The sequence below is a fragment of the Lentzea sp. NPDC054927 genome, assembly GCF_053610285.1.
Map to the genome: position 1 here is coordinate 16039 of NZ_JBSGXZ010000002.1, position 25920 is coordinate 41958.

The 25920-nt window shown below is 70.2% G+C and carries 31 protein-coding genes; 16 read left to right on the forward strand and 15 right to left on the reverse strand.

Annotated elements, in window-relative coordinates:
• Window positions 1-187: 187 nt before the first annotated feature.
• From ACWGE0_RS03665 to mmuM, 8 genes are all read right to left on the reverse strand, one after another.
• Complete coding sequence (locus ACWGE0_RS03665) at window positions 188-898, reverse strand: GvpL/GvpF family gas vesicle protein (protein ID WP_452259343.1); 711 nt, start codon at window positions 896-898, stop codon at window positions 188-190.
• The gene (gene gvpJ, locus ACWGE0_RS03670; RefSeq protein ID WP_452259344.1) at window positions 895-1254 is read right to left on the reverse strand and encodes a gas vesicle protein GvpJ; all 360 of its coding nucleotides are present in this window, start codon (window positions 1252-1254) and stop codon (window positions 895-897) included. Before gvpJ (ACWGE0_RS03670) ends, ACWGE0_RS03665 begins: the two co-directional genes overlap by 4 nt.
• On the reverse strand, window positions 1251-1520 hold the full coding sequence (locus ACWGE0_RS03675) for a gas vesicle protein K (protein ID WP_452259345.1): 270 nt from the start codon (window positions 1518-1520) through the stop codon (window positions 1251-1253). The genes gvpJ (ACWGE0_RS03670) and ACWGE0_RS03675 overlap by 4 nt, the downstream gene beginning before the upstream one ends.
• Window positions 1517-1675: a gas vesicle protein GvpJ gene (gene gvpJ / locus ACWGE0_RS03680; RefSeq protein WP_452259346.1), complete on the reverse strand. Its 159-nt coding sequence runs from the start codon at window positions 1673-1675 to the stop codon at window positions 1517-1519. The genes ACWGE0_RS03675 and gvpJ (ACWGE0_RS03680) overlap by 4 nt, the downstream gene beginning before the upstream one ends.
• Window positions 1668-2351 carry a GvpL/GvpF family gas vesicle protein gene (locus ACWGE0_RS03685; protein ID WP_452259347.1) on the reverse strand — a complete coding sequence of 228 codons (684 nt, stop codon included), beginning with the start codon at window positions 2349-2351 and terminating at the stop codon, window positions 1668-1670. Before ACWGE0_RS03685 ends, gvpJ (ACWGE0_RS03680) begins: the two co-directional genes overlap by 8 nt.
• On the reverse strand, window positions 2348-2653 hold the full coding sequence (locus tag ACWGE0_RS03690) for a gas vesicle protein (RefSeq protein ID WP_452259348.1): 306 nt from the start codon (window positions 2651-2653) through the stop codon (window positions 2348-2350). The genes ACWGE0_RS03685 and ACWGE0_RS03690 overlap by 4 nt, the downstream gene beginning before the upstream one ends.
• A 14-nt stretch (window positions 2654-2667) precedes the next feature.
• The gene (locus tag ACWGE0_RS03695) at window positions 2668-2970 is read right to left on the reverse strand and encodes a gas vesicle protein GvpO (RefSeq protein ID WP_319971676.1); all 303 of its coding nucleotides are present in this window, start codon (window positions 2968-2970) and stop codon (window positions 2668-2670) included.
• A gap of 176 nt (window positions 2971-3146) precedes the next feature.
• Window positions 3147-3983: a homocysteine S-methyltransferase gene (gene mmuM / locus ACWGE0_RS03700; protein WP_452259849.1), complete on the reverse strand. Its 837-nt coding sequence runs from the start codon at window positions 3981-3983 to the stop codon at window positions 3147-3149.
• A gap of 135 nt (window positions 3984-4118) precedes the next feature.
• Between mmuM and ACWGE0_RS03705 the strand changes: the two genes are divergently transcribed.
• Window positions 4119-5033, forward strand: a complete 915-nt coding sequence (locus ACWGE0_RS03705) for an MBL fold metallo-hydrolase (protein WP_452259349.1) — start codon at window positions 4119-4121, stop codon at window positions 5031-5033.
• 29 nt (window positions 5034-5062) lie between these two features.
• Here ACWGE0_RS03705 and ACWGE0_RS03710 read toward each other — a convergent pair whose 3' ends face one another.
• Window positions 5063-7003 carry an FtsX-like permease family protein gene (locus tag ACWGE0_RS03710; RefSeq protein WP_452259350.1) on the reverse strand — a complete coding sequence of 647 codons (1941 nt, stop codon included), beginning with the start codon at window positions 7001-7003 and terminating at the stop codon, window positions 5063-5065.
• 3 nt (window positions 7004-7006) lie between these two features.
• Window positions 7007-7741, reverse strand: coding sequence for an ABC transporter ATP-binding protein (locus ACWGE0_RS03715; protein WP_452259351.1), 735 nt, complete (start codon window positions 7739-7741; stop codon window positions 7007-7009).
• Window positions 7742-7890: 149 nt separating this feature from the next.
• Here ACWGE0_RS03715 and ACWGE0_RS03720 point away from each other — a divergent pair, with 149 nt between their 5' ends.
• Both ACWGE0_RS03720 and ACWGE0_RS03725 read left to right on the forward strand, forming a co-directional pair.
• Window positions 7891-9201 carry a sensor histidine kinase gene (locus ACWGE0_RS03720; RefSeq protein WP_452259352.1) on the forward strand — a complete coding sequence of 437 codons (1311 nt, stop codon included), beginning with the start codon at window positions 7891-7893 and terminating at the stop codon, window positions 9199-9201.
• A complete protein-coding gene (locus ACWGE0_RS03725) occupies window positions 9186-9866 on the forward strand; it encodes a response regulator transcription factor (RefSeq protein WP_452259353.1) in 681 nt (226 codons plus the stop codon). Before ACWGE0_RS03720 ends, ACWGE0_RS03725 begins: the two co-directional genes overlap by 16 nt.
• Window positions 9867-9888: 22 nt before the next feature.
• Here the strand turns inward: ACWGE0_RS03725 and ACWGE0_RS03730 are convergent, their stop codons facing one another.
• Window positions 9889-11058, reverse strand: coding sequence for an MFS transporter (locus ACWGE0_RS03730; protein WP_452259354.1), 1170 nt, complete (start codon window positions 11056-11058; stop codon window positions 9889-9891).
• Window positions 11059-11117: 59 nt separating this feature from the next.
• On the opposite strand from ACWGE0_RS03730, the gene ACWGE0_RS03735 reads away from it, so the two are divergent.
• The 6 genes from ACWGE0_RS03735 to ACWGE0_RS03760 all read left to right on the forward strand — a co-directional run bounded on the left by ACWGE0_RS03735 (window position 11118) and on the right by ACWGE0_RS03760 (window position 17504).
• On the forward strand, window positions 11118-12101 hold the full coding sequence (locus tag ACWGE0_RS03735) for a LacI family DNA-binding transcriptional regulator (RefSeq protein WP_452259355.1): 984 nt from the start codon (window positions 11118-11120) through the stop codon (window positions 12099-12101).
• Between the two features lie 77 nt (window positions 12102-12178).
• Entirely contained in the window at window positions 12179-13183 is a 1005-nt protein-coding gene (locus tag ACWGE0_RS03740) for a TerC family protein (protein WP_452259356.1), read from the forward strand.
• Between the two features lie 59 nt (window positions 13184-13242).
• Window positions 13243-14673 carry a hypothetical protein gene (locus ACWGE0_RS03745; RefSeq protein ID WP_452259357.1) on the forward strand — a complete coding sequence of 477 codons (1431 nt, stop codon included), beginning with the start codon at window positions 13243-13245 and terminating at the stop codon, window positions 14671-14673.
• Window positions 14670-15281, forward strand: a complete 612-nt coding sequence (locus tag ACWGE0_RS03750) for a VOC family protein (RefSeq protein ID WP_452259358.1) — start codon at window positions 14670-14672, stop codon at window positions 15279-15281. The genes ACWGE0_RS03745 and ACWGE0_RS03750 overlap by 4 nt, the downstream gene beginning before the upstream one ends.
• Before the next feature lie 43 nt (window positions 15282-15324).
• The gene (locus ACWGE0_RS03755; protein WP_452259359.1) at window positions 15325-15903 is read left to right on the forward strand and encodes a TetR/AcrR family transcriptional regulator; all 579 of its coding nucleotides are present in this window, start codon (window positions 15325-15327) and stop codon (window positions 15901-15903) included.
• Entirely contained in the window at window positions 15900-17504 is a 1605-nt protein-coding gene (locus tag ACWGE0_RS03760) for a CocE/NonD family hydrolase (protein ID WP_452259360.1), read from the forward strand. Before ACWGE0_RS03755 ends, ACWGE0_RS03760 begins: the two co-directional genes overlap by 4 nt.
• Window positions 17505-17520: 16 nt before the next feature.
• Here the strand turns inward: ACWGE0_RS03760 and ACWGE0_RS03765 are convergent, their stop codons facing one another.
• On the reverse strand, window positions 17521-17724 hold the full coding sequence (locus ACWGE0_RS03765; RefSeq protein WP_452259361.1) for a cold-shock protein: 204 nt from the start codon (window positions 17722-17724) through the stop codon (window positions 17521-17523).
• A complete protein-coding gene (locus ACWGE0_RS03770) occupies window positions 17721-17927 on the reverse strand; it encodes a hypothetical protein (RefSeq protein WP_452259362.1) in 207 nt (68 codons plus the stop codon). Before ACWGE0_RS03770 ends, ACWGE0_RS03765 begins: the two co-directional genes overlap by 4 nt.
• Window positions 17928-18157: 230 nt before the next feature.
• On the opposite strand from ACWGE0_RS03770, the gene ACWGE0_RS03775 reads away from it, so the two are divergent.
• Window positions 18158-18385, forward strand: coding sequence for a hypothetical protein (locus ACWGE0_RS03775; RefSeq protein WP_452259363.1), 228 nt, complete (start codon window positions 18158-18160; stop codon window positions 18383-18385).
• A 4-nt stretch (window positions 18386-18389) separates the two neighbouring features.
• Here the strand turns inward: ACWGE0_RS03775 and ACWGE0_RS03780 are convergent, their stop codons facing one another.
• Window positions 18390-19508 (reverse strand): serine/threonine-protein kinase, encoded by a 1119-nt coding sequence (locus tag ACWGE0_RS03780; RefSeq protein WP_452259364.1) that lies wholly within the window; start codon window positions 19506-19508, stop codon window positions 18390-18392.
• A gap of 90 nt (window positions 19509-19598) precedes the next feature.
• Between ACWGE0_RS03780 and ACWGE0_RS03785 the strand changes: the two genes are divergently transcribed.
• Window positions 19599-19778 carry a hypothetical protein gene (locus tag ACWGE0_RS03785; protein WP_452259365.1) on the forward strand — a complete coding sequence of 60 codons (180 nt, stop codon included), beginning with the start codon at window positions 19599-19601 and terminating at the stop codon, window positions 19776-19778.
• Between the two features lie 49 nt (window positions 19779-19827).
• Window positions 19828-20235 (forward strand): hypothetical protein, encoded by a 408-nt coding sequence (locus ACWGE0_RS03790; RefSeq protein ID WP_452259366.1) that lies wholly within the window; start codon window positions 19828-19830, stop codon window positions 20233-20235.
• Here the strand turns inward: ACWGE0_RS03790 and ACWGE0_RS03795 are convergent, their stop codons facing one another.
• A complete protein-coding gene (locus tag ACWGE0_RS03795) occupies window positions 20236-21243 on the reverse strand; it encodes a LacI family DNA-binding transcriptional regulator (protein ID WP_452259367.1) in 1008 nt (335 codons plus the stop codon). It lies immediately after the preceding gene.
• 124 nt (window positions 21244-21367) lie between these two features.
• Between ACWGE0_RS03795 and ACWGE0_RS03800 the strand changes: the two genes are divergently transcribed.
• Genes ACWGE0_RS03800 through rhaS form a run of 4 tightly spaced genes read left to right on the forward strand, consistent with a single transcriptional unit; the run spans window position 21368 to window position 25920 of the window.
• Complete coding sequence (locus ACWGE0_RS03800; protein ID WP_452259368.1) at window positions 21368-22867, forward strand: sugar ABC transporter ATP-binding protein; 1500 nt, start codon at window positions 21368-21370, stop codon at window positions 22865-22867.
• Window positions 22864-23910 carry an ABC transporter permease gene (locus ACWGE0_RS03805; RefSeq protein WP_452259369.1) on the forward strand — a complete coding sequence of 349 codons (1047 nt, stop codon included), beginning with the start codon at window positions 22864-22866 and terminating at the stop codon, window positions 23908-23910. Before ACWGE0_RS03800 ends, ACWGE0_RS03805 begins: the two co-directional genes overlap by 4 nt.
• Window positions 23903-24862: an ABC transporter permease gene (locus tag ACWGE0_RS03810; protein ID WP_319971657.1), complete on the forward strand. Its 960-nt coding sequence runs from the start codon at window positions 23903-23905 to the stop codon at window positions 24860-24862. The genes ACWGE0_RS03805 and ACWGE0_RS03810 overlap by 8 nt, the downstream gene beginning before the upstream one ends.
• Window positions 24859-25920 carry a rhamnose ABC transporter substrate-binding protein gene (gene rhaS / locus ACWGE0_RS03815; RefSeq protein WP_452259370.1) on the forward strand — a complete coding sequence of 354 codons (1062 nt, stop codon included), beginning with the start codon at window positions 24859-24861 and terminating at the stop codon, window positions 25918-25920. The genes ACWGE0_RS03810 and rhaS overlap by 4 nt, the downstream gene beginning before the upstream one ends.

The following is a 25920-nucleotide window of genomic DNA, read 5'->3' on the forward strand; positions in this document are numbered from 1 at the left end:
CGAAAGGAGGATTCACATACTTGAACACCGTCCACGATCGTGAAACGGATATTACGAATGCATCCGCCATGCGTCAACGAAGTGAATTCATTCGACAATTCGACCCGGCATTCGACGAATCTTCGAGTCGAATGCCGGGTCGAAATTGTTGAGTCGGCGGTCAGATATGCCGCCGCACGGAAGCGCGCTACCAGCCCCACCGGGAAGAGGGCGGGCTTTCGTACTCGCGCCGCGGTACCAGATCGAGGAAGTGGAACGCGGGCAACGGGCCGGCGCAGGTCGCCACGACGCCGTTCTCGCTCAGCCCCGCGACGGCGGTGCGCACGGCGCCGGCCTGATCCAGCGGAACGAGGAACGCGCGGAGCTGGACGGTGGCCTCACGCGTGTCGAGCCGCACAACCGCACGGGCCAGCGCCGACACCGGTGCGAGGAGTCCGTCGGCTTGTTGCGCGCACCACGCCTCGATCTTGCGTGCGATCAGTTCGCCGCGCGCGATCGTGGCGGCGAGGTCAGGACCTCCACCGGGGAACCCGCCCTGGTCGTAGACCCCGCGCACGGCGACGTCTTCGTCGAACACGAGCCGCACGTGCATCTCGGCCACACCGTCGAGCTGGGCCAGCCGGCCGCGCAGCACCGGCACCACCAGCGCGAGCACCGCGGCACGGGCGGCGACCTCGTCCGCCGCGGTGGTGCCGATGCGCAACGGCAGCACCGGACCACCGGGCAGCAGCGCGCACAGACCGGCAAGGTGAGCTGTCGCCTCTTCTTCGGTCAGCGCGCGATCCGCCACCCGGTCGCTGACCACCACGGCCACGTCCTCCACCTCGACCAGCCGGAACGGTGAGCCGTCCGGCAGCGGGTGCGTCGCCCTGACGATGCCGTGCAGGTGCAGGGTCACTTCTCGGTCTGCGGAACCGGGGTCGCCATGACCGGGGTGACGACAGCGGGCGTGACGGTGGCCGGGGTGACAGCGGCAGGGGTGACGGCGGAGGCCAGCAGGCCGTAGGTGCCCGCGATGCCCTGCGAGGCCGGCGGCACCAGCACTCCCCTGCGGGCCGACTCCAGTCGTTGCATCGCCTCCAGGTAGCGGATGTAGGTGTCGACGCTGGCGATCACGACCTTGATCTCGATCGACAGGATCTCGATGCCGATCAGCGAGACCCGCACCGACGCGTCGATCACGAGTCCCTTGTCCAGCAGGATGTTCAACACGTCGGCAAGGCCGCCAGAGGCGGGCACGGCGGGTGCGGTCATGGTGAGCTCCTCATTTCGTCCAGCAGGCCAGCGATGTCCACCGGCAGGCGGACACCGGAGCAGTCCGGTTCCCCGAGTGCTTCCCGCAACGCCGCGAACTGACGTTGCAACGACATCAGCGCCAGGCCGAGGTTCTCCACCTCCACGTCGGTGAGCGTGCCCGCGTCGACCCGGCGCAGCGCCTGGCGTTCGAGCAGCTCGCACACGATCTCCAGCACGGCCACGACGATCCTGGCGAGTCCCCGGCCGGCGTCCTGCGCGCTCACCGGTCGCCGCCGATGCCGATCAGCAGCAACCGCAGGTCCAGCCGGATCAGCTCGACACCGGCCAGCGTGATGACCACGTCGCCGCGCACGACCGCGCCCCGGTGCACCACCCGGTCGAGCAGGTCGACGAGGCTCGCCGCGCTGTGCTCAGGCATCGGCGAACTCCAGCTTCGTGAAGGAGTACGGCGGCCACGGTCCGGTGATCTCCACCGGCAGCCCCAGTTCCCCGGTCAGCCGGTGGATCTCGGCGTGGAAGTCGTCCTCGCGCCCGGTGTCGACCAGGTACGCCGCCTCCAGGAGAAGATCACCGGGGTGGTCGCGGCACGTGCTCTCGGCGGCCTGCCCGGCGATCGCCCGGTGCACGGCAGCGGCGGCCTGCCTGGCCTCCTCGGCCGCGGTGAGCCTGCGGCGGCGCTGCGCCAGGTACGCCGTCCCGGACACCTCACCCGGGTCCACGGGCTCGGGCGCGGCCGCTCGCACCCGCAGGCCCCACTCCCGGCGCCCCTGCACCCGGTCGAGCCAGGCCAGCGCCTCCTCGTGCCGGGCGCCGAGCAGCCGGACAGCGGCGCCGGCGCCGTCGAGGACCGTGCCGAACCGCAGCGGCAGCACCGGTTCGCGCTGGAACACCGCGCGCACCACGGCGTCGTGCTCGCGGACCAGCACCGCCAGCCTGCTGTCCTCGGTGGGTTCGTCGAGGTCGAGTCCGGTGAACCGGTCGAGGTCGACCTCCGCCACGACCAGCGCCAGCCCCCGATGGGCGATCGAGCGGAATCCCTCGAGGCTGTCCGGACGGTCTCTGGTGATCACGTAGGCGTAGAGGCCGAGGCTCACGGACGTCCCTCCGTGAGCACTCGCTCCAACGAGGCGACGCGGTCGCGCAGTTCGGCGTTCTGCTCGGCCAGCTCCTTCATCCCCGTTGTCCGCTCCACCGTCTTCGGTGAGAAGAACGGGTCGTCCGTCCACCAGTCCATCCCCATTTCACGGGCGGTCTGGGCGGAGGCGATGAAGAGCCGCACCCGCAGGGTCAGCAGCTCGATGTCCACGACGCAGACGGCGATGTCGCCGACTATCACCACACCTTTGTCGAGGACGCGTTCCAGCGTGTCGGCGAGCGAACTGGGTCTGTGGTCCACCTACAACCGTCCCGTCACATGTCGGTCGTTCCACGGGTGTAGCGCCGGAGACGTTCGCAGCCGTACAGCTCACCGGTCGCGTCGATGTCGACGCGATAGGTGGCCATGACACTGGTGGTGGCCGGGACGCGTTCCAGCTCGAGCACGTCGATCAGGACCGACCAGCCGCCGTCCGGCGTCGCCCGGACGCCCGACACGGTGTCCGGCGCCCGGCCGATGAGCGCGCTGAACTGCTCCGTCGCGGTGCGAATGGCGACCGCCGCCGTCAGCTTGCCGCCTTTTCCAGGCGGTGGTGAATCACCGGGGTCGACACTCACCTGATCAATCCTATGCATACGGGACTGCCAGTTACCGGAATGTCATGCCGGGAAGATTTCCCATCTTCTCTTCATTTGTCGAACGCAGTCGAACTTAGCCCTGCTGTCGCAATTGACGAGGACTGAAAGGCGCCGCACCGACGACCATTGGCAGCAACACAGTTCTTCGGCAGGCCCTACGTGAGTGACGCCGCCAGCCGTGCGATGTCCGACGGTCCCACCTGGCAGCAACCACCGACCAGCCGCGCCCCGGCCTCGACCCACCGCCGGGCCGGCTCGGCGACCTCGGCCGCGCCACCCTCCCAGGCCCGCGCCGACGCGTTCCACTGCTCGCCGCTGTTCGGGTAGACCACCACCGGCAGCCCCGTCACCCGGTGCGCGACCTCGACCGCCTCGTCGACGTCCTCTGGGCGGCAGCAGTTGACGCCGACCGCGACCACTTCGGACACACCGGCAGCGACCGCGAAGGCCTCCTCGAGGTCCTGTCCCGCGCACGTGCGGCCATCCCGAACGCTGTAGGACAACCACATCGGCACGCCGCTGCCCGCGACGACCCGCAGCACGGCCTCGGCCTCGTCGACGTCCGGAATCGTCTCCACCGCGAGGAGATCCGGAGCGGCGTCGGCCAGCACCTCGATGCGCGGCCGGTGGAAATCCTCCAGCCGGCGGGCACTCAACCCGTACCGGCCGCGGTACTCCGACCCGTCCGCCAGCATCGCGCCGTACGGACCGACGGACGCCGCGACCCAGCGCGGTCCGTCCACTTCGGACGCCGCCGCACGAGCCAGCGACACGCTGGCACGCAACAGGCCCGCCGTCTGCTCGGGTGAGAGCCCGCGCTCGGCGAAGCCCTCGAACGTGGCCTGGTAGCTGGACGTGATCGCGACCTGGGCGCCCGCGTGGAAGTACGCCAGGTGGGCGGCGCGGATCGCGTCCGGGGCGGTGAGCAGCAGCCGTGCGGACCACAGCGAGTCCGACAGGTCGTGCCCCGCCTGTTCCAGGGCGGTGGACATGCCGCCGTCGAGCACTACGACGTCGTCCGTCAAAGCCTTCCGCAGTTCCACCGCCGTCACCCTACTGTTCGGCGAGCGACGCGCTGGCTGGGCACAGCCGTGCCGGTCCACTTCGCCCGGAAGTACATTCCGATCATGACTCCGCAGTTGCACGAAATCGCGTCCGGCGTCTACGCCTGGATCCAGCCGGACGGCACGTGGTGGATCAACAACGCCGGCGCCGTCTGCTCGGACGGCGAGGTCGTGCTCGTCGACACCTGCGCGACCGCCCGCCGCACCAGGCTCTTCCTCGACGCGGTCGACCAGGCCACCGGCGGCGCCCCGATCCGGCTCGCGGTGAACACCCACCTGCACGGCGACCACGTCTACGGCAACGCGCTGCTGCCGGACTCCACCGCGATCGTCGCGCACGAGCACACCCGCCAGGGCATCCTGCAGGACTTCATCCTGGCCAGCACCCCGCCCGCGTGGTCACCGACCCCGGACTGGGGCGTCGACGCGGTGCGCGCGCCCACGATCTCGTTCCGCGACGAGATCACCCTCCACGCGGGCCGCAAGCCCGTGGTGGTGCGGCATCCGGGCTATTCCGCGCACACCGTCGGTGACGCGGTGGCGTGGCTGCCTGAGGAGCGCGTCCTGTTCACCGGCGACCTGGTGTTCCACGGAGTCACGCCGATGATCGCGATGGGCTCGCTCGACGGCGCGCTGCGGTCGCTGGACTGGCTGGCCGCGTTCGACGCCGCCGTGGTGGTGCCCGGTCACGGCCCGCTGGTGACCGAGGCTTCCTTCGCCGAGGTGCTCGCCACGCACCGGCGGTACTACGAGTTCATCCGCACCACGGCGGTGACGGGACGGGAGAAGGGCTGGACGCCGCTCGAGGTGGCGAAGGAGACGGACCTCGGCGAGTTCGCCGGGCTGCCCGACGCCGAACGGGTGGTGCTCAACCTGCACCGCGCCTACGCCGACTTCGACGGGGCCGACATCAACATCGCGGCCGCGCTGGGTGACGCCATCGCGTACAACGGCGGGCCGCTGCACTGCGCGGTGTGAGCCAGTGGCCGTGGCAGCGGCCACAACCACTACTCCTTCGTCGTCACCAGGGACACAGGCCGGTCTCTGGTGGCGACAGCGGCGGTGATCGCCCCGGTGACCGCCACGACGACCACCGATCCGATCGCGACCACGGTCAGCAGCGTCCACGGGACGTACACCACGGTCGCACCGATCGCCTTGTGCACGGCGCCACCGATGCCGGCCAGCCCCGCCCCCGCCACCACGCAGCCGAGCACCAGTCCGAGGACCGCCACCCCGACGGCCTCGACCACGGCCGCCCTGACCACCTGGGGCCGCGTCAGCCCGGTCACCCTGGAGACGGCGAACTCGCGGCGGCGTTCGGCCCCGGCGATGACCACCGAGTTCACCAGGGCCATCAGCGCGTAGAGCCCCGCCAGGCCCATCAGCACGGTGAGGATCTTGACGTTGCCGTCCTGCGCGTTCTCCGCGCGGGAGGTCGCCCAGTCGGACACCGTCCGCACCTGGCTGAAGCCCGCCTGCGAGATCCGCTCGGCGACGACGTCCGGGTCCTGTCCCTGCGCGACCTGGACGACGGTCTCGGTCGGCGCCCCCGACCACACCTGCTCGGGCAGGGCCTGGCGCGGGACCAGGAAGCTGTCCCCCGTTTCGAGCGTCTCGGGCAGGCCGCCGACCACGGTCAGCTGCAGCGGCTGTCCGCCCGCCTCGGCCGTGAGCACCTGGCCTGGGACGATCCTGTCGGCGTGCCGGGCAGGACCGGTGAACACGGTGCCGCCGGTCAGTGCCGCCAGGTCGCCCGACGTGGGAGCCAGGGTGTGCGTGCGCGCGTAGTCGGCCGCGTCCACCGCGACGATCCCCGCGTAGAAGGTCCTCGTGATCACCTGCTGGTTCCGCGTCTTCTGCGTGGTGATCGTGATGTCCACGGAGTTCTGCCGGGACGCGACGGCCACGCCCTCGACGCCCGGCAGCCGTTCCGCCTCCGCACCCGTGGAGGTCACCACGAGGTGGGCGTTCACGGACCGCTTCGCCTCCTCACCCCCTGCCGCGGCGAGCGAGCCGAAGGTGCCCGTCAGTCCCAGCAGCAACGCGACCAGCACGATCAGCGGAGACGCGGTGGAAGCGGTGCGCCGCACGCCGTCACGCAGGTTGGCCCGCGCCAGGCCGATCAGGGTGCTGCCGGGCACGAGGACACCGAACAGCCAGGCCAGGAACGGCACCACCAACGGGCTCAGCGCGCTCATGGCGACCGCGCCGAACATCGAGATGCCGAGCGCCGCCATCATCGCGCCGATCAGGTTGGCCTCCTGCGCCCACACCACCATCGCGACGGTGCAGGAAGCGAAGGACAGGCCGGAGAGCCACCGCGAGGGGGTCATCACCCTGGCGGCCATTCCCGTCTCCCGCAACGCTTCCAGCGGCAGGATCCGCGCCGCCCGCAGTGAGGCGGTGAAGACACCGGCCAGGGCCACGCCGACCCCTGCGACCCCGGAGACGATCACCGCCCACAGCCGCCACGGCGCGGTGAACCCGTCCGGCAGCAGGCCCATCTCGACGAGCAGCCAGGTCTGCGCGTACTTCGCGATCAGCCCGAACGGCACCCCGAGCGCGGACCCGATCACGCCGAGCAGCAGCGACTCCGACAACAGCAGCGCCCGCAACTGGGTGCGGCTTCCGCCGGTGAGGCGCAGCAGGGCGAGGTCGCGGCGGCGCTGGGCGACGGTGAAACCGAAGGTCGAGCTGACGATGAAGACCGCGAGGAACATGGCGAGGAACGCGGTCATGCCCATGACCGTCGCGGCGGCTACGAACCCCTCGCGGATCTGGTCCTCGGCCTGCAGGGACAGCCCCGGTGGGATCCGCGGTTCGCCGGTGGCCGCCAGCACCAGCATCGAGGCCTGCACCAGAGCGACACCGACGGCCACGCTGAGAACGGCTCCGATGAACAGCTCCCAGCGCTCGCGGACCGTGCTGAACGACAGCTGGAACACGGTTCAGCTCTCCAGTCGCGCGAGCCGCTCGGCGACGTCGTGGACGCCCGGCCGGTCCAGGCGGTCCACAAGCCGTCCGTCGGCCAGGAAGACGACGGTGTCGGCACTAGCCGCGACCGCGGGGTCGTGGGTGACCATGACGATGGTCTGCCCCGCGGTCCGCACCATGTCGCGCAACAGGTCGAGGACCGTCGCTGCGGACTGGGAGTCCAGCGCGCCGGTGGGTTCGTCGGCGAACAGGACGGCGGGGCGGGAGATCATCGCGCGAGCGATGGCGACCCGTTGCTGCTGACCGCCGGAGAGTTCACGCGGCTTGTGGCTCGCGCGGTCGGCCAGGCCCACCCCGGCCAAGGTATGCCGAACGTCGCTTTTGGACACCCGGATCCCGGCGAGCTTCGAGGGGAACGCGACGTTCTGCTCGGCGGTCAGGGAGCTGATCAGGTTGAAGCTCTGGAACACGAAACCGATCGTGCGGCGGCGCAGGTCGGTGAGCACGCCGTCCGGCGCCCTGGTGATGTCGCGGCCGGCGAGCAGGACGCTCCCGCTCGTGACCTGGTCCAACCCCGCGGCGCAGTGCAACAGCGTGGACTTGCCGGAGCCGGACGGTCCCATGACGGCGGTCCAGGTCCCTGCCGGGCAGCTCAGGCTGACGTCGTCGAGCGCGGCGATGCCGGTGTTCTTGGCCCCGTAGTGCCGCGACACCTGATGCAGTTGCACGGCTGGGTGATTCCAGGACATGAGACCCCTGTCTTGTGCGAAAACCTGGCGCTGACAAGCCAACTGGACGACTGGGGTGGTGTCACTGGCTTCAACTTCCGAGTGCGAGGTAGAGAAACCTCTACCTGGCAGGGCGAGCACCGATGTCGATGTTGACTACCGTGGGCGTTGTGTCGGGGAGCAACGCACGGACGATCTGGGAGTCGATGGCGCTTCGCCGTTTTCTCCTGACCAGCTGGCCGTGGCGCGGCCTGTCGTACGTGCTGAGCACACCGGTCGTGGCGGCGCTGGCCGGCGTTCCGGTCGCCGTGCTGTGCCTTCCCTGGCTGTACCTGGCTTTCCGGTTCGCCGGGCCGGACCCGGTCGCGCTGGGCGAGGTCGTACTGGCCGGAGTGGGAGGCCTGCTGCTGATCGTGGCGGGAGGTCCGCTCGCGGCGCTGCCGGTGGCACAGGTGGAACGGTTGCGGCTGCGGCTGGTGCACGCGGACCCGGTGTCCTGGCCACGGCCCGCCACCAGGGACCGGTTGCGGCGCCGCTACACCGAGCCGGCGGCCTGGCGGGAGGTCGCCTACCTGGTCGTGGTGTCCCTGGCAGCACTGCCGTGCGTCGTGCTCGCCCTCACGTTGACGATGGTCGGCTCGCTGATCGTCAGCCCGTTGGTGGTCCGGCCGGACACTCCGCTCGCGCTGGGCTTCGGGCAGGCGAACACGGTGTCCGAGGCACTGCCGTTCGCGCTGCTGGGCCTGGTCCTGTTCCCGGTGACGCTGTACCTGATCTCCGGTCTGGCCGGCCTGCACGGGGCCGCGGCCCGGCGACTGCTCGCCGGCGGGTCCGGCGACCGGCTGCGGACCGAGCTGGTGGAGATCTCCCAGTCCCGCGAACGCCTCGTCAACGCCTTCGACGCGGAACGACGCCGGATCGAGCGCGATCTGCACGACGGCGCACAGCAACGCCTGGTCAGCCTGATCCTCCAGCTGGGCCTGGCGAAGGTGGAGATGCCGCCGGACTCCCCCGGCACCGAGTCCGTGGCCAACGCCCACCACCAGGCCGCGCAGCTGCTGGTCGAACTGCGCGAGTTCATCCACGGCATTCATCCGCAGGCGTTGTCGGACCTGGGCCTGCCGGCGGCGTTGCAGGAACTCGCCGACCGTTCGGCGACACCGGTGACCGTCGACTGCGCGCTCTCCGAACGTCTGCCGGGCGTGGTGGAGAGCGCGGGTTACTTCGTCGTCGCCGAGGCGTTGAGCAACGCGAGCAAACACAGCGGCGCCACCGAAATCCGCGTCTCCGCGAAGGTCCGGCACGACGTCCTCACGGTGGAGATCACCGACAACGGCCGTGGCGGAGCCGATCCCCGTGACGGCACCGGCCTCACCGGCCTGGCCGACCGCGCCGCGGCCATCGGCGGCACCCTGTCCCTGTCCAGCCCACCCGGCGGACCCACCACCGTGCGAGCGGAGTTCCCATGCAGCCCGAGGTGATCCGCACGGTCCTCGCCGAGGACGGCGCGCTGCTGCGGGAAGGGCTCTCGGCGTTGCTCGACCGGTTCGGGTTTCAGGTGGTGGCGGCCGTGGGCGACGCCGAAGCGCTCGTGGCGGCCGTGGTCGAACACGACCCGGACCTGGTCGTCACCGACATCCGCATGCCACCGGGCTTCTCCGACGAAGGCCTGCGCGCGGCCGTGCGCCTGCGGCGGGACCGCCCTCATCTGCGGGTGGTGGCGCTGAGCCAGTTCGTGGAAACCAGCTACGCCGCCGACCTGCTGGACTCCGGTGACGGCGGTGGCGTGGGCTACCTGCTCAAGGACCGGGTCGGGGACGTGCGGGAGTTCGTCTCCGCGCTGCACCGGGTGGCGGCCGGCGAAACGGTCGTCGACCCGCAGGTCGTCCGCACGCTGCTCAAGCGCGGCCGCACCCCGCTCGCGACGCTGTCGAGCCGGGAGCTCGAAGTCCTCGGCCTGGTGGCGCAGGGCTACACCAACGCCGCCATCGCCGAGCAGCTCGTCGTCTCCGAGGCCGCGGTGAACAAACACGTCGGGAACATCTTCACCAAGCTCGGGTTCACGCCGGGCGACGACCGCAACCGGCGCGTGCTCGCCACCCTCACCTATCTGCGCGACGGCGCCCAGCCGAACGGCACATGGTGAAACGACCACGGTGGACGGCGAATCAACGGGTGCGCGCAGGGCGCAGCGCGGGCACGAGGGCCAACGCGGGCAACAACAACAGCGGCACCACCAGCAGGGCCCGCAGCACCCCCACCTCGTTGCCGAGCAGGCCGACGAGCGGTGGCCCGGCGAGGAACGCCGTGTAACCGATGACCGCCACCACGCTGACCCGTGCCGCCGCGCGCGCCGGGTCGTCCGCGGCCGCACTCATGCCCACCGGGAAGCCCAGCGCCGCGCCCAGTCCCCACAGGGCGACGCCCGCGACCGCCAGGACCGGCGATCCGCCCAGCACCGCCACGGCGGCTCCGGCCGCGGCCAGCAGCATGCTGACGGCCAGCACCGGCACACGTCCCCACCGGTCCAGCGCCACGGTTCCCGCTGTCCGTCCGACGGTCATCGTCGTGACGAACACGGCGAACACCACCGCTCCCCCGGCGGGGTCGAACGCGTGGCCGTCGACGAACGCGACTGCCAGCCAGTCGTTCGCGGTGCCCTCGGTGAACGCCAGCACCAGCACGAACAGGCCGATCAGCAGCGTGCGCGGTTCCCGCCACGCGGCCATGACTCCGCTGCTCTTGCCGTGCGCCTCCCCGGCGCCGAACCGGTAGGCCCGCGCGGCCACCAGCGTGCCGCCGCCGACCACCAACGCCACACCGGTCAGGTGCCACGTCACGGGCAGCGCCGCCCACGCCACCAGGGACGCGAGTCCGGCGGCGAGCACGGTGCCCAGGCTCCACATCGCGTGAAAGCGCGGCATGACAGCCCGCCCGAGCGCGCGTTCGACCTCCGCCGCCTCGACGTTCATCGCGACGTCGCACGTGCCCGACCCGTATCCGAGCACGAAGATCCCCACCGCGGTCAGCGGCACCGACGGCCAGGTCCCGATCCCGGCTCCCGCCAGCGCGAGACCCGCCGCGACCATCACCGCCGACAGGCGCACGGTCCTCGCCGGACCCAGCCGGTGCGTCACCTCGCCCGCGGACACCATCGCCAGGCACGCGCCGGCCGATCCCATCAACAGCAGCAGCCCCAGCGCACCGGCGGTCAGCCCGAGCGCGTCACGGGCGGCGGGCACGCGCGCGAACCAGGTCGCCATCGCGACACCGTTGAGCCCGAACGTGACCGCCACCCCGGCCGCGGCGGCGCGAACCTGGCCGCGCTCCAGCGTCATCTGATTCTCCACACCGCGAAGCTCACCCGTGGAAGCGCTTCCACCGCAATACTGGGGAGATGAAGGGCAAGCACACCGCGACGCTGGACGACGTCGCACGAGCCGCCGGCGTGTCGCGCGCGACCGCCTCCCGCGTGGTCACCGGCCAGGGCCCGGCGTCCGCCAAGGCACGCGACCGGGTCAACGCGGCGGTCAGCGCACTGGAGTACGTGCCGGACGCCGCCGCCCGCGCACTGGTCACCCGCCGCGGCACCCGTCTCGCGATCGCCGTCATCGGCCACACGGCCGCCGTGCTCGACGACGCCTACGTGGGCCGGGTCATGATCACCGCGACCAGCATCGCAGCCGAACGCGAGGTCGGCGTCTCCCTGCACTGGCTGCCGCTCCACGATCCCTCCGCACTCTCCCGGCTCACCGAAAGCCGCGGCATCAGCGGCCTGGTGGTGATCAACCCGACCCAGCCCGCGCTGGACGCACTGCCGAAGTCCCTGCGCGGCAGGGCTGTCGCCATCGGCGTCGGCACCCGCGGCGTGCCCTCGTTCGACATCGACAACCGCAACGGCACCACTGGAATCATGCGGCATCTGGTGGGCTCCGGCAGGCGCAGGATCGCCATGGTCGCAGGCCCGCCGTGGTTGCCGTGCGGGAATCGCGCGGTCGAGGCCTACCGGCGGGTCGTGCAGGACCTCGGCGGTGACGTCCGGCTGGTGGACGGTGACTTCTCCGCGGAGCGGGGTGCGTCCGCGGCGGTGGAGATCATGGGACGGTGGCCGGACACCGACGCCGTCTTCGCGATCAGCGACGTCACCGCGCTCGGTGTGCTGAACGGCCTGCGCGGACTCGGCATCGGCGTTCCCGGCGACGTGGCGGTCGCCGGTTTCGACGACATCGCGTTCGCGGGCCTCACCACGCCGGCGCTGACCACGAGCACGCATCCGGTGGAGGAGATCGCCGCCGGTGCCGTGACCGCGGTGCTCGACCGGCGCGACACCGGCCCGGTGACGTTCTTCACCTCCACGCTGGTGGTGCGCGAAAGCGCCTGACCCGGTGCACCGCACTGTGCCCGTCCCGGTCCGGTAACGTCCTTTTAAGACGGACACGACTACGCGGAGGAGTGCCTGTGCTGGAGATCAGCGGACTGACGTGGGTGGTCACGATCGGGGTGATCGTCGCACTGCTGGCGGTCGACCTCGTGCTGGCGGCGTGGCGCCCTCACCGGATCGGCTTCCGCGAGGCCAGCCTGTGGTCGGTGTTCTACATCCTGGTCGCCATCGGGTTCGGCGTGTGGTTCATGAGCGCGCACGGCGGCCAGTTCGGCACGGAGTACTTCGCCGGGTACATCGTCGAGAAGAGTCTCTCGGTCGACAACCTGTTCGTCTTCGTGATCATCATGACCACGTTCCTGGTGCCCGAGGAACACCAGCACAAGGTGCTGACGTTCGGCATCGTGCTCGCGCTGATCATGCGCGGCATCTTCATCGCGGTCGGCGCCACGCTGCTGTCGTTGTTCTCGTTCATGTTCCTGCTGTTCGGGCTGCTGCTGATCTACACGGCCGTGCAGCTGTTCCGGCACCGCAACGAGGACCCCGACGTCGAGAACAACGTGGTGGTCAAGACCGCGCGCAAGCTCCTGCCGGTCACGGACGACTACGTGGGCGGCAAGATCTTCACGCGGCTCGACGGCAAGCGGATGGCCACTCCCCTGTTCGTCGTGCTGGTCGCGATCGGCGGCGTCGACCTGCTGTTCGCGCTCGACTCGATCCCCGCGGTGTTCGGCGTGACCGAGGAGCCCTACATCGTGTTCACCGCCAACGCGTTCGCGTTGCTCGGCCTGCGCGCGTTGTTCTTCCTGGTCAAGGGACTGCTCGACCGGCTGGTGTACCTGTCGGCGGGGCTCGCGGTCATCCTGGCGTTCATCGGCGTCAAGCTGATCCTGCACTGGGCGCACGTCGACATCTCCGCGAGCGTGCCGGAGGTGCCGACGCCGCTCAGCCTCGGCGTGATCATCGGCATCCTGGTGATCGTGACGGTCGCGAGCCTGATCAAGACCCGCAACGACCCGGCGGCCAAGGCGCATCCCGGTTCCTTGCGCGGGCATCGGGATCCTGAGGCCGAAACGGACTGACGCCGGCGGCGGTCGTGGGATGCTGCCCGCACGCGAACCGCCGATCTCGGAGGTGCACCTTGGCTGCCGGCACGTACGGAGACGCCGCCTACCGCTTCCTCGTTCCCGACGCGCCGCACCACAAGCGCACGGACCGGGACCTGTTCCCCGCCTTCGACTCCACCCGCGCCGCGACGCTGAACGTGTTCCGCTCGCGGCCGGGTGTGGCGCGGCCCAGGCTGATCTCGTCGTGGTCGGGGTCGATCGACCGCCTGCTGCTGTCGTTCCCCTCCTACGGCGTGCACGCACCCGAGCTGGCCGCGGGCTACCGCTCGGTGATCACCGCGATGCGCGCGGGGACGCGATTCGTGGTGGTGCACCACGAGAGCGATCGGCAGACGGTCGAGGAGTGGTTCGGCGGGCATCCCGCGGAGAACGTGTCGTACGTGCCGATGCCCGACTACATCGACTTCACCGACTGGGCCGAGGACGGCTACCTGGCGCTCGTCGACGCCGACGACACCGGGGACAGCCTGACGTACCTGTTGGAGCCGTGGACGTTCCCACGCTCGGGCGACTCGCTGATCGCGGACAGCGTCGAGGAGTTCACCGCGCTGCGGGCGAGTCAGGCCCCGCTGGTGTTCCAGGGCGGCAACTGCCTGATCGGTGACGACTTCTGGTTGCTGGGCACCGACTACTTCCTCGACACGCTCGAGCTGATCCGCAGCGGCGAGCTGCCGGTCAGCGTGCCGGAGGGCCGGACGGAGGTCGAGTTCGTCCGCGAGCTGTTCAGCCGGCACGTCGACAGCACGCGCGAACTCCAGCTCGTCGGCACGAAACGGCCGTTGGGCCTCAAGACGTACTACGCGACCGTGGAGGCCGGCGAGTACTTCCTCGACCTGCCCGGCGGCGGTACCGGCGATCTTCAGCCGATCTTCCACATCGACATGTTCGTGACGCTGGCGGGCCCGGCGGACGACGGCCGGTTCCGCGTGCTCGTGGGCAGCCCTCAACTCGCCGACGCCGCGCTCGGCACCAAGTCCCCGTTCGCGCTGCAGACCGCGTACGACGAGATCGCGGCCGAGTTCTCCCAGCGCGGCTTCGCGGTCGAGCGCAACCCGCTCGTGCACCGGCCGCAGATCACCCAGCGGCTCACGTTCGCCGCGCTGCGCTCGTTCGCGGAGACCCCGGACGGCGCCGAACTGCGCGGGGTCGTCAGCGAGTTCGCGGCGGCGGGCGCGCAGCCGGAGTCCGCGATCCAGGTCCGGTCGTGGCACCACATCACCTGGAACAACTGCCTGGTGGAGAACAGTTCCAGCGCCGGCCGCACCGTGTACCTGCCCACGTTCGGACACGGCGAGCAGGCCGACCTGGCCGTGATCGACGACTCGATGGACCAGCTGTGGAAGAGCCTGGGGTTCTCGGTGGTCCGGCTCGCCGACTTCAACGCGTTCGCCAGCCGGCTCGGCGTCGTCCACTGCATCAAGAAGTACCTGGGACGCGGCGCGTGATCGATCACCTCGTCTACGCCGCGCCGGAACTGGACGCGGCGGTGGACGCGGTCGAGGAACGGTTCGGCGTGCGTGCGGCAGGCGGTGGCCAGCACGTCGGTCTGGGCACGCACAACAGGGTGCTGGCGCTCGGTCCTCAGACGTATCTGGAGATCATCGCTCCGGATCCGCACCAGCCGGAACCGGATCTGCCCCGGCCGTTCGGAGTGGACGGTGTGCACCGGCAGGGGCTGGTCGGCTGGGCGGTCTCGTGCGACGACATCGACCAGGCGCGGGCTGATGCCGCCGCTGCGGGCTTCGACCCCGGTGCCGTCATCGACGGACAGCGGCGGACCGCGTCGGGCGAGGTGGTGCGGTGGCGGCTGACCAGCAACGCTCTCGCCGGTGGCGTGGTGCCGTTCCTGATCAGCTGGGGCAGCACGCCGTCCCCTGCGGTCTCGGCACCGTCCGGGCTCGTCCTTGAGTCGCTGCACGTCGAGCATCCCGACCCGGCGCTGATCACCGCGCACCTGCGCGCTCTCCGGGCCGACGTCGAGGTGCGGCTCGCACCGAATCCCGCTCTCGTGGCCCAGATCGCCGGGCCCACCGGCCGCCATCTCCTCAGATAAGTAACACTTGACTACTAAGTAACACTTGTGCACGATCTGCGTTGTGGAGCTGCCCGCGGTCGAACCCGCGCTCGATCCGCGGGTGCGCCGCACCCGCGCCGCTGTCCTGCGGGCAGCGGTCGACCTGGTCACCGCACGCGGCACCGCGGCGGTCACGGTCTCCGAGATCGCCACGGCCGCGGACGTCAGCCGCCGGGTCGTCTACCAGCACTTCGGCGACCTCGACACGGTGTTGCTGGAGGCAGGCCTCGACCTCGCCCGGCGTGAGCTGCTCCCCCGCTTCTCGGGCTTCGAGGATCCCCAGGACGCGCGGGCGGAGATGCTCGTCATGACCCGGCACTTCGCCGAGCACCGGGTGTTCTACCGCGCCCTGCTGACGGGCCCGTGCGCGTTCGCGCTGGACCGCGGGCTGATCAAGCTGCTGCTGCCGGTCAACCGGCAGGCCGTCGCGCACCTGTACGGCGACCGGATCCCCGGTGAAGTCGTCGACGACCTCGCCGCGTTCTTCACCGGCGGCGCGGGGTCGTTCGTCACCGCGTGGGTCGTGGACGGCGCGCCCGATCCGGAAGCCTTCACCGACCGGCTGATGACCCTGATGTCGCTACTGATGGAGCCCAGATGAACGGAGCTCACGTGATCAGCCGAATCCTCCAGCGCAAGCTGAAGCTCACGCCGCCGCTGACCAGGAACCTGGTGGTGCAGAGGGATCTGCGCGTGCCGATGCCCGACGGCGTCGAGCTGCTTGCGGACCGGTGGATGCCGCGCTCCGGTGGCGACGGGCTGCCGACCGCGTTGATCCGTTCCCCCTACGGCCGGCGCATGTTCGGCCAGATCCTGGCGCGGGCGCTGGCGGAGCGCGGGTACCAGGCGGTGATCCAGAGCGTGCGCGGCGGGTTCGGTTCCGGCGGCACGTTCGACCCGATGCGCCAGGAACGCGCGGACGGGCTCGCGACCCTCGACTGGCTGGTGAAGCAGCCGTGGTCCGACGCGATCGTGCTGTACGGGCTGAGCTACCTGGGGCACGTGCAGTGGACGGTCGCCGACCAGCTGCCGCCGCAGGTCAAGGCGATGATCCCGATCGTGACCGAATCCGCGCTGACGCTGGAGTTCCTGCGCGCCGACGGCATGTCGCTGGAGACGCCGTTCGCGTGGGGCGTGCTGGTCGGCACCCAGGAACGCTCCCTTTCCGTGCTGCGCCAGGCGTTCCAGGGCAGGAAGACCGCACGGGCGCTGAACACGCTTCCGTTGCGGGAGGCCGACATCGCCGCGTTCGGCGAGCGTTCCCCCTACATCCAGGACATCCTCGCCCACGACGCCGACGCACCGCGGTGGGAGGGGTTCGACCACAGCCACCGGGTCGCCGGCGTGACGGTGCCGGTCAGCTCGATCGGAGGCTGGTACGACATCTTCCTGCCCGGCCAGCTGCGTGACTTCAAGGTCCTGCAGGAGAACGGGCGTCCGGCGCGCCTCACCGTCGGGCCGTGGACGCACGCGGAGTTCACCGGCACACCGGTCGACGAGGCGGTGGAGTTCGGGCTCGCTCACGCTCGTGGAGTGGAGCCGCCGCATCGCGCGCCGGTCCGCTTGTACGTGATGGGCGAGGAAGCGTGGCGGGACTTCGAGTCCTGGCCGCCCGCGGGCTACTCGCCGCGGCGTTTCCACCTCGGCGCGGAGGGTTCGCTGACCGCGGAAGCGCCTGGTGAGTCCTCAGTGGACTCGTATTGCTACGACCCGACTGATCCCACCCCGGCTGCCGGTGGCGTGCGGATGGTCGCGGACAGCGGGCGCGTGGACAACACCGCGCTGGAGGCCCGTCCGGACGTGCTCACCTACACCACGCCCGTGCTCGATCAGGACGTCGAGGTTGTGGGCGAGGTGAGTGCCGAAATCTGGTTCTCGTCGGGCGTGTCGCACGCCGACGTGTTCGTCCGGCTCTGCGACGTCGACGAGGAAGGGCTGTCGCGGAACGTGTGCGACGGCCTGGTCAGCCTGACCGACGCGACCGAACCGCAGTGCGCCGTCGTCCAGTTGTGGCCGACAGCGCACCGCTTCCGGCGTGGGCACCGCATCCGGGTGCAGGTCTCGAGCGGCGCTTTCCCGCGCTACGCCCGCAATCCCGGTACCGGTGAGTCACGCGCCACGGCCACCGCGATGGTCGCCGCCGACCAGACGGTCCACATCGGACCTACCCGGCCGTCCGCGATCACGCTTCCCGTGCGGTGAAGACGTGTGCCGAAGATCAGAGAACGCGGACGGAAACCGCCTGCATGCCCTTGGCTCCCTGAGCGATCTCGAACTCGACCGCCTGGTTGTCCGGAATGCCCTGGTGGTCGTACCCGGAGATCTCGGACTGGTGCACGAAGAGGTCGGCGCCGCCACCTTCGGGTGCGATGAAGCCGAAGCCCTTGGTGCCGTTGAACCACTTGATGGTGCCCTGGGTCATTCGCGTGCTCCTAGCGTTGCCTTGCCGGAAAGACCGAGCATCAGAAGAAGTTCTCGGCAGTCGCCGATGTCGAGGGATCGTTCGGCCACTCGACGGGCCGCTGCGCGCTGCTGAACGGCTTCCGCGGCCTCGGCCGCCATCCTCGCCTCGGCGAAGTCGACAGCGGCGCGGCGAGTGCGGTCTGGCGGAATCATGGTCGTCATCGGGGCATCAGCCGCACAGAGGACGAAGATCCGTTGACCTGCAAGAACTGGGAAGGAACGAAGTAGAGCTGATGATCCGGCGGCAAGCCGGTGCTCCTGTCTCCGGCCGGAGAACCAGCTGGCCGGAATGGATCGGGGGACCGCGACGGCGGGCTGCCGACAACTCCGAACCCCGACCGGCCCGACTGTACAGCAGAGCCCGCCCCTGCGCGGCGCAGTACTGTTGGCGCATGTCAGAACAACAGGGTGGCCCCGCGGTCGGCCCCACGCTGTCCGAGTGGCGCAAGGCGCGCGAGGAGACCGAACGGCACCTGACGACGGGCACCGCGCCGGTCGACGACGAGTGGGTGCAGCGGCTCTCGGACCTGTTGGCCACCGAGCGGTCCTGGCAGGACCAGTACACCGAACTGCTCGCGCTCGGCAGCACCGGCGGCCAGTTCCCGTCGTCGAACCGCTGACGGATCAGGGCCTGTTGCCCTTCCCCTTGCCCGACTTGCCTTTTCCGCTGCTGCCCTTGTTGTCGTCCGCGACCTGAACCGGCGGCGCGGTGGTCGGCACGACCTGCTGGTCCGCTGCTTGCTGGTCCGCTGCCTGGTCTTGCAGAGTGGGCGCCGGGTTCTGCTGCACCGTCCGCGGCTGGGTCGAGGCAGGCGCCGGCCGCTCCGATTCCGCCGGGGTGGCTCGGTCTCGCGCGATCAGGCCCGTGCCGACGGCGGCGATCAGCGCCACTGCCGTCGCGGCGGCGAGCAGTCCTCGTGAACGGCGTGGCGCCGGCACGACGAGAGTCGGCGGATCCGAAGCGAGCAAGGCGTCCGCGCACTCACGCGCAGAGGGTCGGCGAGCGGGCGACAACGACGTCATGAGCGACAGCAACCGCACGAGGCCGAACGGCAGATCGTCCGGAATCACCGGCGGACGGTGCAATCGCGCGACGGCCGACTCGATCTCCGCACCCTCGTACTCGCGATGTCCGGTCAGGCACTCCAGCAGCACCAGCCCCAGCGCGTACACGTCCACCGCGGACGTGATCTCCTCGCCACGCACCTGTTCCGGCGCGAGATAAGCCGCCGTGCCGATCACCTGATCGGTCCTGGTGAAGCGATCGCTGCCCGCCAGTCGCGCCAGCCCGAAGTCCGCGAGACGCGGCACGGCGTCGTCGTCGAGCAGGATGTTGGACGGCTTGACGTCCCGGTGCACGAATCCGCGCTCGTGCACGTGAGCCAGCGCGTCCGCCAGCGCCGCGCCCAGCCGGCGCACGTCCCCGACCCGCATCGGCCCGTCGTCGATCCGGTCGCGCAACGTCCGGCCCTCGACCAGCTGCAGGACCATGAACGGCGTCTCGGCGGTCAGATCCGCGTCGTAAACCGCCACCAGACCCGGATGCGACAACCCGGCGAGCGTGCGCATCTCGCTGTCGAACCGCCGGGCACCCGCGGCGTCCTGACCCGGCCGGAACAACTTGATCGCGACATCGCGCGCCAGCAGGGTGTCCCTCGCCCGGTGCACGACGGCCATGCCACCCGTGCCGAGCACCTCGCCCAACCGGTAGCGGTCGGCGAGGAGAGTCCGGTGCGGCGACATGACGGTGGATGCCCGCTGATCGGGCGATCTAACCGCCGTGGACGGGCGGAGCGGGCCGCCCACTGCGTCGACCCGGAGGGAACCGGAGCGGTGCCGGACGGGACCGCGCGCGTCGGCCGCTGGGAGCTGATCGGCACGACCTCCGGCCCCGGCGACACCGACGCGATCTGCGCGAACGGACCTGGCCTGTACACGAGCCTGCTGACCCACGCCGACTGGATTCGCGCGACGATCAATGGCCCCTCGCTCGACCGATCACCTTCTGACTAATGTCGGTTCGCGGCCGCATTCCGCCTTCCGACAACGAGGTGAAACAATCGTGCGTGCAATTCCGATGTTCGTTCTGGCCGCTGCCGCAATGGTGGCCATGTCAGTACCGGCGTCCGCACAGGTCGAGGCCGCCCTTACCGTTCAGCCGCAGGGCCGGCTGGAGGCGCGCGGGGCCGCTGTCACCGTGCCACTGCGTCTGATGTGCCAGAACGGCGCTACCGGGTCGCTGTGGGTGCAGGTCACCCAGAACGTGCGCGGCGAGCTCGCGATCGGCGAGAAATACACGGGGAACGTTCCGTGCACCGGCCAATTCCACAAGGTCGACGTGACCGTGGTGTCGCGCACGAAAGCGTTCCGGCAGGGCGTCGCATTCACGTCCGCCTCGCTGAACGTCTACCTTCCGCCGGACAATTCGACCACGGTCGAGGAAAACCGGGAAATGGTCCTGGTCCGTTAGTCACCGTTTGACAGCGCTGGACGCGCGGACCACGAGCTCGGGCTGGAACTTCACGTGCCGGTGCTCGTGGTCCGGCTCGTTCTCGGTCAGCAGCAGCTGGGCGGCGGTGCGGCCCAGCTGCTCGCGCGGCTGGCGCACCGAGGTGAGCGGCACGGCGGCGGCCGCGGCGAACTCGATGTCGTCGTAGCCCACCACGGCCAGGTCGTCCGGCACGCGCAGGCCCTGCTGGGTCATCGACTGGAGCAGGCCGAGCGCGAGCAGGTCGTTGGCGCAGAACGCCGCGGTGGGACGGCGTGACGACGGCAGGCCCACGAGCCTCTCCCCCGCGTTGCGCCCCTCCCCCACCTGCAGGCTCTTCGTTTCCATGAAGGTGAGCGCTTCCGCAGGCAGACCGGCGTTGGCCAGCGCGCGCAACGCCCCTTCGCGCCGGTCGCGCACCTGCTGGATCGACAGCGGGCCGCCGACCATCGCGATGCGGGTGTGGCCGGTCTCGATCAGGTGCGTCACGGCGAGCTCGCCGCCGAGCACGTCGTCGACGGCGACCGAGCAGCGCGTTCCGTCCGTGGACTCGCGGTCGACCAGCACGACCGGGGTGCCGCGGTCGGCGATCTGGGCGCTTTGGGCGTCGACCGGGGTGATCAGGATGCCCTCGACGCGCTGTTCGTGCAGCAGCTCCAGGTACTCGCGCTCACGGCCGTCGTCGGAAGCGCTGTTGCACAGGAACAGCGCGAGGCCCGCTTCCCGTGCCGCGTCCTCCACGCCGCGCGCCACGTCCGTGAAGAACGGGTTCGCCGCGTCGAGCACGACGTAGGCGATCACCCGGCTGCTCCCGGCTCGCAGCTGGCGTGCGGACTCGTTGCGCACGAAGCCGAGCTCCGCGATCGCGGCCAGCACTCGTTGCCGTGTGGCGGGCGCGACGACGTCCGGCCGGTTCAGCACGTTCGACACGGTCGCGTTGGACACGCCGGCGTGCTGCGCGACGTCGCGGATGCCCACTGACGGCTTCACGGGCGGCTCCTTTGTTGAAACGTGACAACGAATCGTACCTCTTGTGTCTTGACATGCCGCCTCGCCGCACCCAGAGTGCACGTAACTCAGCCGTTAAAACGTTTCAACATCGAGGTGACGAGACGTGGATCGACCTCCCGTGGTGACGCTGGACGAGGTGAGCAAGTCCTTCGGCGCCGTCCGCGCGTTGTCCGGGGTGTCGCTGCGACTGCTCCCCGGCGAGGCCCACGCGCTGCTCGGCGAGAACGGCGCCGGCAAGTCGACGCTGATCAAAACCCTCGCCGGCGTGCACCGCCCCGACGCGGGCCAGGTGCTGGTCGACGGCTCCGCTCGGAAGTTCTCCGGCCCCGCCGACGCGCTGGCCGCGGGCATCGCGATCATCTACCAGGAGCCGACGCTGTTCGGTGACCTGTCGGTGGCGGAGAACGTGTTCATGGGCCGCCAGCCGCTCGGGTTCGGCCGCCGCATCGACGTCGCTCAGATGCACGCCCGCACCTCGGAACTGTTCTCCCGCCTCGGTGTCCGGCTCGACCCGGCCCGCCCGGCACGCGGACTGTCCATTGCCGACCAGCAGCTGGTCGAGATCGCCAAGGCGCTGTCGTTCGACGCCCGCGTGATCGTCATGGACGAACCGACCGCGGCCCTGTCCGCGCACGAGGTCCAGCGGCTTTTCGGTGTCGTGCAGGCATTGCGCGCTCAGGACGCCGCCGTGCTGTTCGTGTCGCACCGGCTCGACGAGGTGTTCTCGCTGTGCCAACGCGCCACCGTGCTGCGCGACGGCGAGTTCGTCTGGTCCGGCCCGCTCACCGGCGAGACACCGGACTCCCTGGTGCGCCGCATGGTCGGCCGCGAGCTGTCACAACTCTTCCCCAAGCAGGAAACGTCACCGGGCGACGTCCTGCTCTCGGTGCGACGACTCACCCGCGAGGGTGTGTTCACCGACGTGTCGTTCGACGTCAAGGCAGGCGAGATCGTCGCGCTGTCCGGCCTCGTCGGCGCCGGACGCAGCGAGGTCGCGCGGGCGGTGTTCGGCATCGACCGCCCCGACGGCGGTTCCGTGGTCGTGCGCGGCCGGGAGCTGAAGTACGGCTCCCCCACCGCCGCGATGGCCGCGGGCGTCGGGTTCGTACCGGAGGACCGCCGCCAGCAGGGGCTCGTGATGGACGCGTCGATCGAACGCAACACCGCGCTCGCCTCACTGGGCCGGCTGTCGACGTTCGGATTGCTGCGCCGCCGTTCGGAACGCGCGCTGGCCCAGGACTGGGCGGTCAAGCTGCGGCTGAAGTTCGCGCGGCTGAGCGACCCGGTCGGGGTGCTGTCCGGCGGCAACCAGCAGAAGGTCGTGCTCGCCAAGTGGCTCGCGCGCAAGCCGTCCGTGCTGATCGTCGACGAACCGACGCGCGGTATCGACGTGGGCACGAAGGCCGAGGTGCACCGGCTGCTGTCGGAGCTGGCCGGTGAGGGCGTCGCGGTGCTGATGATCTCGTCGGAGCTGCCGGAGGTGCTCGGGATGGCCGACCGGGTGCTGGTGATGCACGAAGGCCGGCTGGTCGAGGAGCTGTCCCGCGCTGAGGCGACCGAGGAACGGGTGGCGCTGGCCGCCGCGGGGCAGGTGACCCGATGACCGCCCAGCTCGACACCCCGATCACCCCGCACGCCGAGCGCACCGCCGCCCGCCGCCTCACCACCCGCGTCGGCCGGGTCCGCGAACTCGGCATCGTCGTGGCCCTCGCGCTGGTCGTCATCCCCACCGCGATCGTCAACCCGCGGTTCATCCAGCCCCAGAGCCTCCGCGACCTCCTCCTCAACGCCTCCATCGTCGCTCTCCTGGCCGTGGGCCAAACCCTCGTGGTGGTGACGAGAAACGTCGACCTGTCCGTCGGCTCGGTCCTGGGCCTGTCCGCCTTCCTGACCGCGCAGCACTTCGCCGACCACCCCGGCACCCCGCTCGTGCTGGGCATCGGCTTCGGCATCGCGGTCGGCCTGGCGTGCGGCCTGCTCAACGGCCTGCTGGTAGCGCTGGGCAACGTCCCGAGCCTCGTGGTCACCCTCGGCACGCTCTACGTGTTCCGCGGCATCGACTACGCACTCGCGCAAGGCCAGCAGGTCAACGCGGCGAACCTCCCCGACGCGTTGCTGAACCTGGGCAGCAGCCGAATCGCGGGCATCCCGATCCTCGTGCTGATCACCGTCGTGGTCATCGCCGTGGCAGCGGTCTACCTCCGCTCCTACCGCTCCGGCCGCGAGCTGTACGCGATCGGCTCGAACCCGGAAGCGGCCACCCTCGCGGGCATCCCGGTCGCCAGGCGCACGCTCACCACGTTCGTCCTTTCCGGACTGATCGCCGGTCTGGCCGGCGCGCTGTGGGTGGCCCGCTACGGCACGGTCGACGCGGCGGCGGGCACCGGACTCGAACTCCAGGTCGTCGCGGCCGTGGTGGTCGGCGGTGTCGCGATCTTCGGCGGGTCCGGCACCGTGGCGGGCGCCGCACTGGGCGCACTGCTGCTGGGCACCATCACGAGCTGCCTGGTCGTGCTGCAGATCCCCGCGTTCTGGCAGCAGGCGATCGCGGGCGCGCTGCTGCTCAGCGCCATCACCGTCGACCGGCTGCTGGCACTGCGGCTGGCCAAGGCCTTGCGCAAGACCGAAGGGACCAGCCATGCGTAACCTCCTGCGCTGGGAGACAGCGCTGGTCTTCCTGCTGATCGTGGTGGCGCTGACCGGCCAGGTCAGCACGGACGGCTCGTTCCTGTCCGGCGGCAACCTCTTCTACCTCGGCCTCGACATCGGCGAGATCGCGCTCATCGCGCTACCGCTGACGCTGGTGATCGTCGCGGGCGAGATCGACCTGTCCGTCGCATCGGTGCTCGGCCTGTCCAGCGCGTTGATCGGCTGGCTGTGGAACGCCGGCTGGCCACTGGAAACGATCCTGCCGACCGTGATCGTTGCGGGCGCGCTCTGCGGAGCGTTCAACGGCCTGCTCGTGACGCGGCTCGGCCTGCCCAGCCTGGCGGTCACCATCGGTACGCTCGCGCTCTACCGCGGCCTCGCGCTGGTGGTGCTGGGTGACACGGCGGTCGCGGACTTCCCGGCCAGCTACACGTCGTTCGGCACGACACCGTTGCCGGGCACCAACATCCCGTACCCGATCGTGCTCGCCGCAGTCCTCGCCGTCCTGTTCGGCGTCGCGCTGCACGCCAGTTCGTTCGGCCGGTCCGTCTACGCGATCGGCGCCAACGAGGAGGGCGCGCGGTTCTCCGGCATCCGGGTCAAACGGATCAAGCTGACCCTGTTCGTGCTCGCCGGAGCGGTGGCCGCGATCGCCGGGATCGTCTACACCTTCCGCTTCTCCAGTGCCCGCGCGGACAACGGCGTCGGGCTCGAACTGGCCGTCGTCGCCGCGGTCCTGCTCGGCGGCGTGTCCATCTTCGGCGGCAAGGGATCGCTCTTCGGCGTGCTCGCGGGCGTGCTGTTGCTGGGCGGCCTGCGCAACCTGCTGATCCTGCAGGACACCTCCACCGAGGTCCTCACCATCGTCACCGGGCTCCTGCTGCTGGTGAGCGTCCTCGCCCCCTCGATCACCCGACGCGTCGGAACCCTACGAAAGGCCGCGCCATGAACACACGTCTAGTGCTCGCCCTGGTGATGTCCGGGGCCGTCGCGCTCACCGGCTGTGGTGGTACCACGAAGGACAGCGCGGGCGACCAGACCGGCGGCGCCACCAACGCCGGCAAGGCCGACCCGAACGCGGCCCTCAAGGAGGGTCTGAAGATCACGTTCCTGCCCAAGCAGGTCAACAACCCGTATTTCACGGTGGCGCAGAAGGGTGCCGAGCAGGCGGGCACGGCGCTCAAGGCCGAGGTCAAGGCGACCGGGCCGTCCGACGCCGCCGCCTCCTCGCAGGTCACCTACATCAACACCGCCGCGCAGCAGAAGCAGGACGCGCTGGTGATCTCCGCGAACGACGCCAACGCCGTCGCTCCCGCGCTCAAGTCCGCGCGGACCCAGGGTTTGAAGGTCGTCACCTTCGACTCCGACGCGGCGCCGGACGCCAGGGACGTCTTCATCAACCAGGCCACGTCGAACGACATCGCCACAGGCCAGGTGAAGCTGATCTCCGAGGCGATCGGTGGCAGCGGTGAGATCGCGATCCTGTCCGCGACTCCCAACGCCACCAACCAGAACGCGTGGATCGAGGTCATGAAGACCGAGCTCGCGAAGCCCGAGTACGCCGGCCTCAAGCTCGTGGAGACCGCGTACGGCAACGACGACGACCAGACGTCGTTCCAGAAGACCCAGGGCCTGCTGCAGGCGCACCCGAACCTCAAGGGCATCATCTCGCCGACCACCGTCGGTGTCGCGGCCGCCGCTCGCTACCTCAGCTCGTCGGAGTACAAGGGCAAGGTGCAGCTGACCGGGCTCGGCACGCCGAACCAGATGCGCAAGTTCGTGCAGGACGGCACCGTGAAGTCGTTCGCGCTGTGGGACCCGACCAAGCTCGGCTACCTCGCCACCTACGCTGCCGCCGCGCTCGCGTCCGGGCAGATCAGCGGTGCGGAGGGCGAGAAGTTCAAGGCCGGCGAGCTCGGCGACTACACGATCGGCGCCAAGGGCGAGGTCGTGCTCGGCCCGCCGACGGTGTTCACCAAGGACAACATCGACAAGTTCGACTTCTGA

Excerpts from the sequence above, each read along its gene's own strand:
- gvpJ (WP_452259344.1), bottom strand. The coding sequence starts at position 1,254 with ATGACCGCACCCGCCGTGCCCGCCTCTGGCGGCCTTGCCGACGTGTTG.
- gvpJ (WP_452259346.1), bottom strand. The coding sequence starts at position 1,675 with ATGCCTGAGCACAGCGCGGCGAGCCTCGTCGACCTGCTCGACCGGGTG.
- mmuM (WP_452259849.1), bottom strand. The coding sequence starts at position 3,983 with ATGTCCACCGCCCTGGAACAGGCGGGGCACGACCTGTCGGACTCGCTG.
- ACWGE0_RS03705 (WP_452259349.1), top strand. The coding sequence starts at position 4,119 with ATGACTCCGCAGTTGCACGAAATCGCGTCCGGCGTCTACGCCTGGATC.
- ACWGE0_RS03715 (WP_452259351.1), bottom strand. The coding sequence starts at position 7,741 with ATGTCCTGGAATCACCCAGCCGTGCAACTGCATCAGGTGTCGCGGCAC.
- ACWGE0_RS03725 (WP_452259353.1), top strand. The coding sequence starts at position 9,186 with ATGCAGCCCGAGGTGATCCGCACGGTCCTCGCCGAGGACGGCGCGCTG.
- ACWGE0_RS03730 (WP_452259354.1), bottom strand. The coding sequence starts at position 11,058 with ATGACGCTGGAGCGCGGCCAGGTTCGCGCCGCCGCGGCCGGGGTGGCG.
- ACWGE0_RS03735 (WP_452259355.1), top strand. The coding sequence starts at position 11,118 with ATGAAGGGCAAGCACACCGCGACGCTGGACGACGTCGCACGAGCCGCC.
- ACWGE0_RS03760 (WP_452259360.1), top strand. The coding sequence starts at position 15,900 with ATGAACGGAGCTCACGTGATCAGCCGAATCCTCCAGCGCAAGCTGAAG.
- ACWGE0_RS03765 (WP_452259361.1), bottom strand. The coding sequence starts at position 17,724 with ATGACCCAGGGCACCATCAAGTGGTTCAACGGCACCAAGGGCTTCGGC.
- ACWGE0_RS03770 (WP_452259362.1), bottom strand. The coding sequence starts at position 17,927 with ATGACGACCATGATTCCGCCAGACCGCACTCGCCGCGCCGCTGTCGAC.
- ACWGE0_RS03775 (WP_452259363.1), top strand. The coding sequence starts at position 18,158 with ATGTCAGAACAACAGGGTGGCCCCGCGGTCGGCCCCACGCTGTCCGAG.
- ACWGE0_RS03780 (WP_452259364.1), bottom strand. The coding sequence starts at position 19,508 with ATGTCGCCGCACCGGACTCTCCTCGCCGACCGCTACCGGTTGGGCGAG.
- ACWGE0_RS03805 (WP_452259369.1), top strand. The coding sequence starts at position 22,864 with ATGACCGCCCAGCTCGACACCCCGATCACCCCGCACGCCGAGCGCACC.
- ACWGE0_RS03810 (WP_319971657.1), top strand. The coding sequence starts at position 23,903 with ATGCGTAACCTCCTGCGCTGGGAGACAGCGCTGGTCTTCCTGCTGATC.
- rhaS (WP_452259370.1), top strand. The coding sequence starts at position 24,859 with ATGAACACACGTCTAGTGCTCGCCCTGGTGATGTCCGGGGCCGTCGCG.